Annotated in this window: 14 protein-coding genes; 12 read left to right on the forward strand and 2 right to left on the reverse strand. The window is 71.6% G+C overall.

What is annotated here, in order from left to right; translation table 11 throughout:
• Positions 1-1,118 precede the first annotated feature (1,118 nt).
• From ACYVHQ_RS01955 to ACYVHQ_RS02010, 12 genes are all read left to right on the forward strand, one after another.
• Positions 1,119-2,216, forward strand: a complete 1,098-nt coding sequence (locus ACYVHQ_RS01955) for a prephenate dehydrogenase (protein WP_460511212.1) — start codon at positions 1,119-1,121, stop codon at positions 2,214-2,216.
• 143 nt (positions 2,217-2,359) lie between these two features.
• Positions 2,360-3,052 carry a (d)CMP kinase gene (cmk, locus tag ACYVHQ_RS01960; protein ID WP_460511213.1) on the forward strand — a complete coding sequence of 231 codons (693 nt, stop codon included), beginning with the start codon at positions 2,360-2,362 and terminating at the stop codon, positions 3,050-3,052.
• Between the two features lie 47 nt (positions 3,053-3,099).
• On the forward strand, positions 3,100-4,569 hold the full coding sequence (gene der, locus ACYVHQ_RS01965) for a ribosome biogenesis GTPase Der (protein WP_460511214.1): 1,470 nt from the start codon (positions 3,100-3,102) through the stop codon (positions 4,567-4,569).
• 118 nt (positions 4,570-4,687) lie between these two features.
• Positions 4,688-4,972: a hypothetical protein gene (locus ACYVHQ_RS01970; protein WP_460510432.1), complete on the forward strand. Its 285-nt coding sequence runs from the start codon at positions 4,688-4,690 to the stop codon at positions 4,970-4,972.
• The gene (locus ACYVHQ_RS01975; protein WP_460510434.1) at positions 4,965-6,701 is read left to right on the forward strand and encodes a WXG100 family type VII secretion target; all 1,737 of its coding nucleotides are present in this window, start codon (positions 4,965-4,967) and stop codon (positions 6,699-6,701) included. The genes ACYVHQ_RS01970 and ACYVHQ_RS01975 overlap by 8 nt, the downstream gene beginning before the upstream one ends.
• 34 nt (positions 6,702-6,735) lie before the next feature.
• Positions 6,736-7,191, forward strand: coding sequence for a hypothetical protein (locus ACYVHQ_RS01980; protein WP_460510436.1), 456 nt, complete (start codon positions 6,736-6,738; stop codon positions 7,189-7,191).
• A 296-nt stretch (positions 7,192-7,487) separates the two neighbouring features.
• A complete protein-coding gene (locus tag ACYVHQ_RS01985; protein WP_460510438.1) occupies positions 7,488-7,844 on the forward strand; it encodes a hypothetical protein in 357 nt (118 codons plus the stop codon).
• A 188-nt stretch (positions 7,845-8,032) separates the two neighbouring features.
• Positions 8,033-8,446 (forward strand): hypothetical protein, encoded by a 414-nt coding sequence (locus tag ACYVHQ_RS01990; protein ID WP_460510440.1) that lies wholly within the window; start codon positions 8,033-8,035, stop codon positions 8,444-8,446.
• Between the two features lie 86 nt (positions 8,447-8,532).
• A complete protein-coding gene (locus ACYVHQ_RS01995; RefSeq protein ID WP_460510442.1) occupies positions 8,533-9,027 on the forward strand; it encodes a hypothetical protein in 495 nt (164 codons plus the stop codon).
• Between the two features lie 116 nt (positions 9,028-9,143).
• A complete protein-coding gene (locus ACYVHQ_RS02000; RefSeq protein WP_460510445.1) occupies positions 9,144-9,614 on the forward strand; it encodes a hypothetical protein in 471 nt (156 codons plus the stop codon).
• A gap of 127 nt (positions 9,615-9,741) precedes the next feature.
• Positions 9,742-10,320 (forward strand): hypothetical protein, encoded by a 579-nt coding sequence (locus ACYVHQ_RS02005; RefSeq protein ID WP_460510447.1) that lies wholly within the window; start codon positions 9,742-9,744, stop codon positions 10,318-10,320.
• 67 nt (positions 10,321-10,387) lie between these two features.
• Complete coding sequence (locus ACYVHQ_RS02010; protein WP_460510449.1) at positions 10,388-10,981, forward strand: hypothetical protein; 594 nt, start codon at positions 10,388-10,390, stop codon at positions 10,979-10,981.
• Positions 10,982-11,076: 95 nt separating this feature from the next.
• On the opposite strand, the gene ACYVHQ_RS02015 is transcribed toward ACYVHQ_RS02010, so the two are convergent.
• Positions 11,077-11,937 (reverse strand): ABC transporter permease, encoded by an 861-nt coding sequence (locus tag ACYVHQ_RS02015; RefSeq protein WP_460510451.1) that lies wholly within the window; start codon positions 11,935-11,937, stop codon positions 11,077-11,079.
• Positions 11,934-12,986 carry an aliphatic sulfonate ABC transporter substrate-binding protein gene (locus tag ACYVHQ_RS02020; RefSeq protein WP_460510453.1) on the reverse strand — a complete coding sequence of 351 codons (1,053 nt, stop codon included), beginning with the start codon at positions 12,984-12,986 and terminating at the stop codon, positions 11,934-11,936. The genes ACYVHQ_RS02015 and ACYVHQ_RS02020 overlap by 4 nt, the downstream gene beginning before the upstream one ends.
• Between the last annotated feature and the right edge of the window lie 4 nt (positions 12,987-12,990).

The following is a 12,990-nucleotide window of genomic DNA, read 5'->3' on the forward strand; positions in this document are numbered from 1 at the left end:
GAGGTCGACGCCGAGAAGGACTACTACGACGAGGACGACGTCGAGTTCGACCCCGACACCGACGCGCGCGACGAGCGACGCCGCGGGCGCACCCCCGCAGGAGGCCCGGGTCGCCCCGACGGGTCCCGTCCCGACCGCGCGCCCCGCGGTGGCGGTGCACCCCTCTCGCGCCGCGCCGAGGTGCGACGCGAACAGGCCGGGCGCCGCGACGCGGGTCGTGACGGCGACCGCGAGCCGGGCGGACGCCCCGAGCGCGGGCGCGACGACCGCGGCGGGTACCGCGGCGGCTCCGACCGTGGCGGGTACCAGGGTCGCGACGCCCTCGGTGGCGCTGCGCGCGGCGGGTACCGGGGCGGCGCCGACCGCGGCGGTCCCGAGCGTGGCGGGTACCAGGGTCGCGACGACCGTGGGCCGCGCCGCGACGACGACCGTCGTCCTCCGCGCGACGACCGTGGAGGCGCCCCGCGCTCCGGGTACCAGGGTCGCGACGACCGTGGTGCTGCTCCTCGTGGTGGCGGGTACCAGGGTCGCGACGACCGCGGTGGCGCCCCTCGTGGTGGTGGGTACCGTGGCGGCGCCGACCGCGGCGGCCCCGAGCGTGGCGGGTACCAGGGTCGCGACGACCGTGTGCCGCGCCGCGACGACGACCGTCGTCCTCCGCGCGACGACCGTGGAGGCGCCCCGCGCTCCGGGTACCAGGGTCGCGACGACCGCCGTGGCTACCAGGGTCGCCGCGACCGTGGTGCTGCTCCTCGTGGTGGCGGGTACCAGGGCCGTGACGACCGTGCGCCGCGCCGCGACGACGATCGACGCCCTCCCCGTGACGACCGCGCCCCGCGCCGCGACGACGATCGACGCCCTCCCCGTGACGACCGTGGCGGTGCTCCGCGCTCCGGCTACCAGGGTCGCGACGACCGCGGTGCCGCGCCTCGCGGTGGTGGCTACCAGGGTCGCGACGACCGTGGTCCGCGCCGTGACGACGACCGGCGTCCCTCGCGCGACGACCGCGGCGGACCGCGCGGCGGTGGTCGGGGCCCTCGGGGTGGTGACGGCCGGTGACGCACGCGACCGCCGCCCCAAATCCTGACGGCAGCCCGTCCGACCAGACCGTCGGCGACCTGACCACGGGCGACCGCCGGCTGAGCGGCCAGGTCCGCATCGTCGGCTCGGGCCTGCTCGGCGCGAGCATCGGCCTGCGGCTGCGACAGCAGGGCGTGGACGTCGTCCTCGACGACGTGTCGCCCGCGGCCCGCAGCCTCGCCGTCGACTACGGCGCGGGGCGCCCGCCCGCCGAGGGGGACGCGCCCGTCCTCGTGGTCGTGGCCGTGCCTCCTGACGTCACCGCCGACGTCGTCGCGCGCGAGCTGGCGGCTCACCCCGGCGCGCTCGTCACCGACGTCGCGTCGGTCAAGGGGGCGCCGCTCGCCGAGCTGCGCGCCCGCGGTGCCGACCTCAGCCGCTACATCGGCTCGCACCCCATGGCCGGTCGGGAGCGCGGCGGGGCCATCTCGGCCCGCGCCGACCTCTTCGTCGGGCGCCCCTGGGTGATCGCGGGGCACGACGACATCACCTACCGTCGCGCCGCGGCCGTCGAGGACCTCGCCCTGGACCTTGGCGCCACGCCCGTCGAGATGACCCCCGAGGAGCACGACACCGGCGTCGCCCTCGTCTCCCACGCGCCGCAGGTGGTCGCGAGCCTCATGGCCGCGCGCCTCCGTGACGCGCCCGACGCCTCGCTCGGCCTCGCGGGGCAGGGCGTCCGCGACGTGACGCGCATCGCGTCGAGCGACCCCGCCTTGTGGGTGCAGATCCTCGCCGCCAACGCCGAGCACGTCGTGCCGGTGCTCCGCGAGCTGCGCGACGACCTCGACGGAGTCGTGCGGGCGCTCGCCGAGCCGTCGGCGCCCGGGGCCCGGCGTACCGTCGCCGAGGCGGTCGGTGCCGGCAACGGGGGAGTGGCGCGCCTGCCCGGCAAGCACGGGCGCTCGGACCAGTACAGCTCGGTGGTCGTCATGGTCGACGACGTGCCGGGGCAGCTCGCTCGCCTGCTCACCGAGATCGGTGAGATCGGCGTCAACCTGGAAGACCTCCGCCTCGAGCACTCGCCGGGCGCGCAGGTCGGACTCGCGGAGGTGGCCATCGTGCCCGAACACGAAGAACGACTCGTCGCCGAGCTGGAACGGCGCGGCTGGACGATCCCGGAGGCCCGCTCGTGAGCGCGCAGGGCAGCGCAGGAGGCCCGACCGGCCCCGCCGCGGACCTCGCCTCCGGTCCCGAGCGCGTCCCCGGCGAGCACGGCGTGGGCGGTCCCGCGGGCGAGGCGCACGTCGCCGAGCTCCGCGCCGAGACGGCCGAGGCGGTGCACGCGCACCTCGTCGTGGCCGTCGACGGGCCCGCCGGCAGCGGCAAGTCGAGCGTCAGCCGTGCCGCGGCCCTCTCGCTGGGCTTCGACTACCAGGACACCGGCGCGGCCTACCGGGCCTTCGCGCTGCACGTCCTCGAGACGGGCGTCGACCTCGACGACGCCGACGCGGTCGTCGCCGCGCTGCCCGCGTTCCGGTACGCCATCGCGACCGACCCCGAGGCCGCGCCGTCGGTGACGGTCGACGGGCGCGACGTCACGGACGAGATCCGCACCCCGCGGGTGACCGGTGCCGTGAGCTCGGTCGCGAAGCTGCCCGAGGTCCGGCGGTACATGGTCGACCTGTTCCGTCGCATCATCGCCGCCACCGACAAGGGGGGGATCGTCACCGAGGGCCGCGACATCACGACGGTCGTCGCCCCGGACGCCCAGGTGCGCATCCTGCTCACGGCGAGCGAAGCCGCTAGGATGGCCAGGCGTTCCGCCGAGGTCACCGGGCAGAGTGCGGACGAGACCGCACGTCAGCTCGCCGACCGCGACCGGCGTGACAGCAAGGTCGTCGACTTCATGACCGCCGCCCCCGGCGTCGAGACGGTCGACTCCACCCATCTCGACTTCGACCAGACCGTGCAGGCCGTGGTCACGCTCGTGCGGGCCGCCCCGGCGCCCGGCGCGGGCACGATTCTTTAGGAGCCCCCGTGGCAGACGACGACAAGCTTCCCGAGCTGGACGCCCAGATGGTGCAGCGCCTGCAGGAGCTGCCCGACGAGGACGCCGAGCAGCGCTCACGCGCGCTCCGGGCCGGCCTGGAGGACTACGAGCTCGCCGACGAGGACCTGTCCGTCCTCGAGGACGGCGAGTGGGACCCGAACGCGCTGACGTACTCGCCGGCCCTGCCGGTGCTCGCGATCGTCGGTCGGCCCAACGTCGGCAAGAGCGCGCTCGTGAACCGGATCCTCGGCCGCCGTGAGGCCGTCGTCGAGGACAAGCCCGGCGTCACCCGCGACCGCGTCTCGTACAAGGCGGAGTGGGGCGGTCGTCGCTTCACCCTCGTCGACACCGGCGGGTGGGAGCCCGACGCGCTCGGCATCGACAAGTCCGTGGCCATGCAGGCCGAGATCGCGGTCGACCTCGCCGACGCCGTGCTGTTCGTCGTCGACGTCAACGTCGGGGCCACGGCCACCGACGAGCACGTCGTGCGCATGCTCCGGGCCTCGCACAAGCCGATCATCGTCGTGGCGAACAAGAGCGACGACGCCCGCAAGGACCTCGAGGCCGCATCGCTGTGGTCCCTGGGCCTCGACGAGCCGTTCCCGGTGTCGGCCCTGCACGGCCGCAACGTCGCCGACCTGCTCGACCTGGCCATGACGAAGCTGCCCGACGTCTCCGCCGTCGCCAAGGAGGAGGTCGGCGGGCCGCGCCGCGTCGCGATCCTCGGCCGCCCCAACGTCGGCAAGAGCTCGCTGCTCAACAAGGCCGCGGGCGAGGAGCGCGTCGTCGTCAACGAGCTCGCCGGCACCACGCGCGACCCCGTCGACGAGCAGGTCGAGATCGCGGGCCGCGTGTGGACCTTCGTCGACACCGCCGGCATCCGCAAGCGTGTGCACCTGCAGCAGGGCGCCGACTTCTACGCGTCGCTGCGCACGTCGGCCGCGCTCGAGAAGGCCGAGGTCGCCGTCGTCGTCCTCGACGTCACCGAGCCGATCTCGACGCAGGACCTCCGCATCATCGACCTCGTCCTCGAGTCGGGCCGTGCGCTCGTGCTCGCGTTCAACAAGTGGGACCTCCTCGACGACGACCGTCGTCGCTACCTCGAGCGCGAGATCGAGCAGGACCTCGACCACGTGTCGTGGGCGCCGCGCGTGAACATCTCGGCCCGCACGGGCCGTCACCTCGAGAAGCTCGTGCCCGCGCTCGAGCTGGCCCTCGAGTCGTGGGACACCCGCATCCCGACGGGCAAGTTCAACGCCCTGCTCGCCGAGCTCGTCGCCGAGCACCCGCACCCGCTCCGCTCCGGCAAGCAGCCGCGCATCCTGTTCGGGACGCAGGCGGCGAACCGTCCGCCGACCTTCGTGCTCTTCACGACCGGGTTCCTCGATCCGCAGTACCGGCGCTTCATCACGCGCCGCCTCCGCGAGATCTTCGGCTTCGAGGGCACGCCGATCACGGTCAACATGCGCGTGCGCGAGAAGCGCAAGCGCACCTGACCCCTCCACCCCACCCGCGGCGCCTGTGGACGCCGCCCACCAGAACGCTCGGCCCCTGCGGCCGAGCGTTCTGTCTTGTAGGGTGACCCCGAACTGGTACTGACATGTCGGAGGTCACATGGGGTCGAAGATGGTGGTCGCGGGCGGCACGCTCGCGGCAGTGGCGACGGGCGTCGACGAGCTGGCGGGGCGGGCGGGCTGGTCCACCGACCTCCGCTACGCCGCAGGAGGGGCGCTCGGCTCGCCCTCGGTCGTCACCGAGTTCGAGTCCACCGCGGGTGACCAGCGGCGGCGCTCCGAGCTCCTGACCGAGTCCCTCCGGGCCGTCGCCAGGCTGGCCCGGGCAGCCGCCGACGAGGTGGAGAGAGTCGAGGCCGAGCTCGAGGGGGCAGGGCGTGGTTGACCTGCTGACGAACCCGGGGGTGGGCGACCCCGCGGGCATCCGCCGACTGGCGGCGGCTCGCGATGACGAGGTCGACGACCTCGACCTCGTCGTGCAGCGGGGCTCGTCGGCCCTCGCCGAGACCGCTCCGCCCGTGTGGGAGGGCGCCGCCCGCGACGCCTTCGCGACGGGGCTCGACCAGGCGTTGCGCGACGCCCGCACGCTCCGCACCGGTCTCGACGAGCACGCGGAGGCCCTGCGCGTCTACGCGCGCGCCGTCGAGGGCATCCAGGAGCGCCAGCGCGAGCTGGAGCGCCGGCGGGGCGAGGTGGAGCGGGAGCGGGCGGCGGCGATCCGCGAGGAGGGCCTGATGCTCAGCGCGCGGCCCGCCGAGACCCTGCCCTTCGGCATGGTGCTGCCCTCGGCGGCGGACCGCATCGCCGCCGCCGACGCGCTGGGGCGCCGCCTCGACCTCGACTGGGACGACCTCGTCGCCGACAGGAGGCGCGCCGACGCGGCGTGCAGGGCGGCGCTGGGGAGCACGGCGGCGCTCGGCAAGCTCGCCCTCGTGCTGGGCACGAGCAGTGCCGGGTGTCCGACCAGCGGCCAGCTGCTGAGGTACCTGGGCGACCTGTCCGCGACGGACATGAGGCTGCTCGCCGAGAGGCACCCGGAGGTGCTGCAGCCGTTCCTCGAGGGCTCGCCGCGAGACGTCCATGAGTGGTGGGCGTCCATGGACGGTGGCGACCCCTGGGTGCTCTCGCCCCGTCAGGCGGCACTCGTCGGGGTGATGCCCGGTCTCCTGGGCCGTCTCGACGGCCTGCCACCCCATGCCCGCATCGCTGCCAACGCACTCAACGCTGCAGCGAGGCTTCGCGACATCGAGCGCGAGCTGGTGCTGCCCGGAGCTGATGTGGTCTCGTTGCGGCGGGAGAAGGCGTACCTGCAACGTGCGGTGGGGCCGTCGCCGGAGGTGCAGTTGTACCTGTACGACCACGACGGTGGACGGCTCATCGAGATGTTCGGCACCTTCCGTGCCACGACGAACCACGTCGCCACGTACGTTCCTGGGACGTTCACCTCGCTCGACTCGTTCTACGCGAAGAAGGACGGCGCCCAGGCGATGGCGAGATGGATGCAGGAGTCCTTGGGTGCTGATGCCGTCACCTTCGCCTTCAAGGACGGTGCATTTCCCGGCGAGCACGCCGTCGAGCCCGAGGAGAAGGCATGGGGGTACTTAGAGGCGAACAACGAGGTCTTCACGGGCTTGTCCAGTGTGTCGTTGTTCACGTTCCAACGCTCACTCGAGCTGACACTGGACACCTTGCCGTCCGTCACCATCGACGCTGTCGGTCACAGTTGGGGTCTGGCGAACATCACGAGTTCCGAATGCCTGGGCGTGCACTACGACCGTGTCGTCTCGCTCTCGGGGGCGGGCATGCCCTTGGTCTGGAAGCCGCATCCGGAGACCGAGTACTACGACTTCAGCTACAAGGACGCATTGCAGGTCGCCCAGGCGACGGGCAAGGTCTGGCATTACAACAATCCCAGGCACAGGTCGGCCTTCACGCACGATGACTACTACTCGTCGTCCCGAGACAACGACTTCCGGGACGACCCCCTCGCGCTGGACCAGGTGGGGGACCTCTTGGTGGACAACCACAATCTCGTGGCGTCCGCTACCCGTGAAGAGAATCGGCAAGTGCGTGACGATCTCCTCCGGGTACTGAAGGAGAACCATGTCGAGTAGGGCCGCGTCGAGCGTCGTCGTTCTCCTCTGCGCCGTGACGCTGTCCGCCTGCACGCTTCTCTTGCCCGTGCCGAGTGCAGACCTTGGAGTGGATGAATTGCCTGACCATCAGACCGCGCAGGAGGCTCTCGACCGTCTCGTGGAACGTTTCGTCGGCCTCGTTCCCCGTGACGGCGACGAGGAACTGATCGACCGCGTGAGCAACGACGTTGCGTTGCCGTGTTCGGCATCGGCATCGGCAGTGCAGGAGTCACGCTTCATCGACGTGCGGCCGAAGTCTGACGGGGACCCGGATGACGTCATCCGCGAGATCGCGGCCTCGCTGCGCGAGACCGGGGAGTTCGACGTGGAGGAGGACATCGACATCATGGGGGATGCTCGGCTTCTCGCGGAGGAGATCGACACGGGAGCGAGCATCGTGATGAGTCAGCGCACCCTGCCGGTCTTCCAGATCACGGCCTACTCGCCGTGTTACGAGGTCGACGAATGACGGGAGCGCAAGACACCCGCCCCCTGCCCCGGGGCGCTCGTCGGGCAGAGGACCGCGCGACGACATCGTTGCCCAGAGCTGAGGGGTCCATGACGAGCATCGGGTGCTGGACGAGGACTCCAGCAACGAGCGCCTGCCCGAGGGGCTCTGGAAGAGGACGGCGCGGGGGTGGGTGGATGCCGGTCGTCACACTTCTCGGGGTCCCCTTGGCCCTGCTCGGTTGTACCTCTTCCGATCGTGCGGACACGCGTGTCGCGACGGCTTCCGACCGAGCCGTAGCCCAAGCAAGAGCGAACATGTTGCTCGAGCTAGCAGTAGCGGGCACGCCTGAGGTCGACGCGGAGGGTGTGGCTCATCAGGAGGGAGAATCGGAGATCAGCTGCGGTGAGACGACGGCCCAGCGGACGCGTCATGCGGATGTCCGCCTTGGAGCAGACGCAGACGCAGACGTGGAAGTGGTGCTGAGCGATCTCGCCGAGCATCTTCGTGACGAGACGGGGTGGCCCGTCCGGACGAAGAAGAGCCTCGCCGAGGGACTCACGATCATGATCGCTGAGGACGACGTTGACCGGTCGGGCATCGTCGTCGGGCAGGAGCGCGATGGCTCCCTGCACGTCACTGCCTACTCACCGTGTCACGCGCAAGAGCCATGACCGAGCGAGCCCCGATCGATCATTCGACGACTCGGTCTCGGCCTCGGCCTCGGCCTCGAGAAAGACGCCCTCGAACGAAGTTCCCTCATGGCTGGACCACGCTGGTTCTTGCCGCCGCCCTGCTCGCCCTGGCTGGCTGCGGTCGGGCATCCTCCCCGGTGGAGGATCTCGCCCCCGAGGAGACCACTGTGCCCACCGTCGACCTTGCCGAGGCGAAGCAGCAAACGCTGGGCTGGACCTCCATGCTGATGGGCGCTGTCCCGACGGAGCTCGTCGCGGAGTCGTGGCAGCACGACGACGGCGTGCTCATGTCGTGCTCGGAGGACTCGTACCAGTGGTCGAGCGCGGCGGAGGTCACCCTCGACGCGGAGCAGGACCTCGTTCCGATGCTCGAGCGCATGGCTGCCACCTGGAGTGACGACGACGGTTTCAGGACCTCGTTCGAGAAGACCGGTCGTGGGAACCCGCGTCTCGTCGTCTCGGGTCCCGGTCACGCTGCGATCATCATCGACGCGCGCGACGACCGTCGCAGGCTGGCCATCTCGTCGTTCTCCACGTGCGTGACCGACCTGGCGGATTACGACGGGGGCAACACATATTGAGAGCCTTGAACAGACCATCGTCATCTGCCGCGTGTCCGAACAAGACGCGCCTTGTGAACGGTGTCCGCCAGTTCCGGAGGAACGCCGTGTCGAGCAGAGCTGCCTCCTTCATCGTCGTTCTCCTGTGCGCACTGGAGCTGTCCGCCTGCACCATCTACTCTCCTGCCACGAACGCAGACCTCGGAGCAGCTGCGCTCCCTGACCGTCAGACCGCGCAGGAGGCTCTCGACCGTGTCGTGGAACGTTTCATCGGTCTCGTTCCCCGTGACGGTGACGAAGAGCTGGTCGACCGGATGACCGACGATGTGGCGTTGTCGTGTTCGGCATCGGCAGTGCAGAGATCGCGGTTCGTCGACGTTCGGCCCCGGTCTGACGGGGATCCGGACGGCGTCATCCGCGAGATCGCGGCGTCGCTCCGCGAGACCGGTGAGTCCGAGGTGCAAGAAGACACCGACCTCGGGGGAGGCGCGCGTCTGTTCGCGCAGGAGATCGACACGGGAGCGAGCATCGTCATGGGTCAGCGCACCCTGCCCGTCTTCCAGATCACGGCCTACTCGCCGTGTTACGCGCAAGAGCCATGACCAGGCGACCCCCGATCGATCGTCCGACGGCTCGGCTCCGACCTCGAGAAGGACGTCCTCGACCGATGTCCGCTCGAGGCGCGAAGGTACTGGCCCTGGCGGCCACCCTGCTCGTCGTGGCCGGCTTCGCCGGAGGATCACATGCCTCGCACCGCGACCCAGAGGAGACCATCGGGTCGACCATGGACCTCGCCGATGCCAAGCAGCAGACACTCGCCTGGACGTCACTGCTGGTGGCCGCCGTACCTGCAGAGGTGGTCGCCGAGTCGTGGCAGAACGCCGAAGGGGTCCTGATGTCCTGCTCCGAGGAGGCCTTCCAGTGGGCCAGCGCCGCAGAGGTCATCGTGAAGGAACAGCAAGACCTCGTGCCCTTGCTGGAGCGCATGTCGACGGCGTGGACCGCCGAGACGGGTCTCCCGGCATCGTTCGAGAAGGCCGGACGGGGCGGGCCCCGCCTCGTCGTCGAGGGCCCAGGGCACGCCATCATCATCATCGACGCCTACGACGACGGGCGGCACATCGCCCTGTCCTCGTTCTCTGCGTGCGTCACCGACCTCGCCGACTACGACGGCGGCAACACCTATTGACCAGCACGGACGACCCCGCAGCGGTCATGAGAACGTCGCCCCGGCCAGCGTGTTCCGCCGCGGTTCGACGGCGGGAGCGGCATGGGGCACGATGGTGCTTCGTGGGACGACGAGCAGGAGCGCGCAGGTGAAGCGCGAGGCGCGCACCGGGGCGACCCGGGCCTCCTGCGTGGGGGTCGTCGCCGACCGGGCCTGGCAGCGGCTCCAGATCGACCGGTTCGCCGGCGGGCGGCAGCGCGCCTACGTCATCCGGGAGGACATGCGGCAGCACCCGCGTACCGTCCTCGCGTTCCAGAGGCTGCGTTGGCTGCTCGTCGCCCTCACCGTCGTGAGCACCGGGGCCGTCGTCATCGCCGTCGCGCTCTCCGACTCGGGCCACGTCGTGCCGCTCGCCGTCTGGGTCCGGTGCGCCGCCGTCCTCGGCATCACGCTCACCCTCTACGTCTTCGCGTGGCGGGCACAGCTCGGCTGGTGGTGGGCGTACTCGCGCCTCCGCCTGTTCAGCCGCATCTTCCCCGTCGTCACGCTCGTCGTCGCCTCGATCCCCGGCCTCTACCCGGCCTGGATGGTCCTCGAGCAGATCGTGTTCTCGTTCCTGCTCGTCGGCATCAGCGCCGTCCTCAGCAGCAGGCACATGCGCGAGGCGTTCCCGAAGCCCGAGGCGAGCGCCGCCGCAGGGGCAGGACCGGAACCCGCACCTCACTGATCGCGCTCTCCCGGCGCCGCCCGACCCGCCGCGTCATGTGACATGACAGATCGCTACGCTGGCGAGCATGGCCGAGCGTCTCCGGGAGCCCACGACCAGCTCACCCCTCACCGGCACGACCCCGCCGGAGAGCCTCTTCGCCGGTGACGAGCTGCGGGTGCTCCTGGTCAAGGAGGTCCACGAGCTGCGCATCCAGCTCATGGAGCGAGCGGCACAGCTGCACGACGAGCACCTCCGTCACGAGCGCACGCGGCGTCAGCACGAGGCCGACCTGCGCGAGCTCGCGTTGCTGCGCGTCCGGATCCTCGGGAGGCAGCACGCGCTCGCGGTGCTCGTCGTCACCGGGATCGTGTCGTTCGCGGCGCAAGCTGCCGTCGGCAGGGTCACCACCGAGGACGACGTCCACCTCCTCGTCGCCGCCGTCCTCGGGATCGTCGGCCTCACCGTCGCGTTCCGGGCCGTCGACGCGGAGCACCGGGCCAGGAGGGTGCACACGATCCGGCCGTTGCTGGGGCGTCGGACCCTGCCGTCGTCCCCTCCGGCACCCGACGTCCCCGCGACGTCGACCGAGAGTCGCCGCGCCTGGGTCGCCCGCGCACGAGCCGTGCGCACCGTGCGCGCCTACCGCGAGGTCTTCGGACCCGACGGCGGGCCCTGGTAAGGCAGCAGGCCGGGTCGGCGCGGAGAGCGGGCGGCACGAGTGAGGACCCGGTCCAGCTGTCCCGGGATCGCCGCTCGTCCGCCTCCGCCTCCCGATCAGCGCCAGCGGCGCAGCAGCACCCTCTGCAGCAGGTTCAGCACGGCGTCGGTGACGGTGCCGAGCAGGGCCAGCAGGAGGATCGCGAGGAACATCCGGTCGACCCGCCCGTTGTTCTGCGAGTCCGACAGCAAGAAGCCGAGGCCCATCGACGAGGCGATCAGCTCCGCCGCCACGAGGAACAGCCACGCCTGCGCGAGGGCCAGCCGGAGGCCCGACACGAGCGCCGGCAGCACGGCCGGCAGTTGCACGCGGGCGAACAGCTCGACCGGCCGCAGTCCGTACGCGCGGCCGACCTCGACGAGGTGCGGGTCGACGTGACGGAGCGACCCGGCGACCGTCGTGAAGACGGGGAACGCGGCCCCGATCGCGATGAGCACGATCTTGGAGTCCTCGCCGACGCCCAAGTAGAGGATCAGGATCGGCACCCACGCGAGCGACGGCACAGCGCGCACGCCGGCGATCGTCGGCGCGAGAAGTGCTTCTCCGACGCGCGACAGCCCGACGACGGCGCCGAGGGCGAGCCCGACGACAGCCCCGACGGCGAAGCCGAGCAGCACCCGCTGCACGGAGATCGCGACGTAGAGCCCGAGCTGGCCGGTCCCGGCGAGCTGCAGCGCGGCCGCCCACACGTCGCCGGGCGAGGGCAGCTTGTACGCCGGGGCACCGAGCACCTCGGTGGCGAGCACCCAGGCCGTGACGAGGGCCAGGGGGACGAGCGCGCCCAGCCAGGCGAGCCTCCTGCGGGGGCGGTCAGGAGGTGCGGGGCCGGGGGAGCCCACGGCGTCCGGTCGGGACTCGCGCACCGCCTGCTGCGCGTCGGCCTCGCGGTCGGCCCCGGTCACGACGAGCTGCGTCACGAGCGGTCGGCCTGTTCGGCATAGGTGGGCTCGAAGAGCGAGTCGAGGGCATCGTCGACGGCGTCCTGCGACGTGACGTCGCCAGACTCGACGAGGATCGGTCCGACCTCCTCGAGCACGGCGCGCTGGTCGTCGCCGGGCACGGGCGAGACGTCGAAGTGGGTGCGCTCGAGCACCGAGGTGGCGACGGCGGGGTCGATGCCGGCGACCTCGGCGAGGATCGCGGCGGTCTCGTCGGGGTTCTCGGTGGCCCAGGCGCGGGCCTCCTCGTAGGCGTCGACGACGGCCTGGGCGAGGTCGGGGCTGGTCTCGAGGAACTCCTCGGTGGCGTTGAGGAACCCGTAGGTGTTGAAGTCGACGTTTCGGTAGAGCAGTTCGGTGCCCGCCTCGGCCTGGCTGGCGGCCATGATCGGGTCGAGGCCGGCCCACGCGTCGACGCTGCCGTTCTCGAGGGCGGCGCGGCCGTCGGCGTGCTGGAGGTTCTGCACGGTCACGTCGGACGCGCTCAGCCCCGCCTCGTCGAGCGCCTGCAGCAGGAAGAAGTAGGGATCGGTGCCCTTCGTCGCCGCGACCGTCTTCCCCTTCAGCTGCTCGACGTCGGTGACGTCGCTGTCGCCGGCGACGACGAGCGCCGACCACTCGGGCTGCGAGTAGATGTCGATGGTCTTGATGGGGGAGCCGTTCGAGCGGGCGAGCAGGGCTGCGCTGCCGGCGGTGGAGCCGACGTCGACGGCGCCGGCGCGCAGCAGCTCGTTGGCCTTGTTCGAGCCGGCGGACTGGGTCCAGGTGACCTCGACGTCGTCGCCGAGCTCGTCCTCGAGGAACCCCTGGTCCTTCACGATGAGGCTGAGCGGGTTGTAGGTCGCGAAGTCGACGGCGAGCGTGTCGGCGCTCCACTCGCCGGAGGCGGTGGCGGCGCCGGCCTGGTCGGCTCCGCCCGCGGCGGCGTCCTCGCCGGCGACGCAGCCGCTGAGCAGCATCGCGGCGCTCGCCGAGAGGGCCAGGGCGGCGGCGGCCTTCGTGCGGGCGACGGGTGCGGTGCGGGTCATGGCG

This window comes from Frigoribacterium salinisoli (assembly GCF_054781095.1).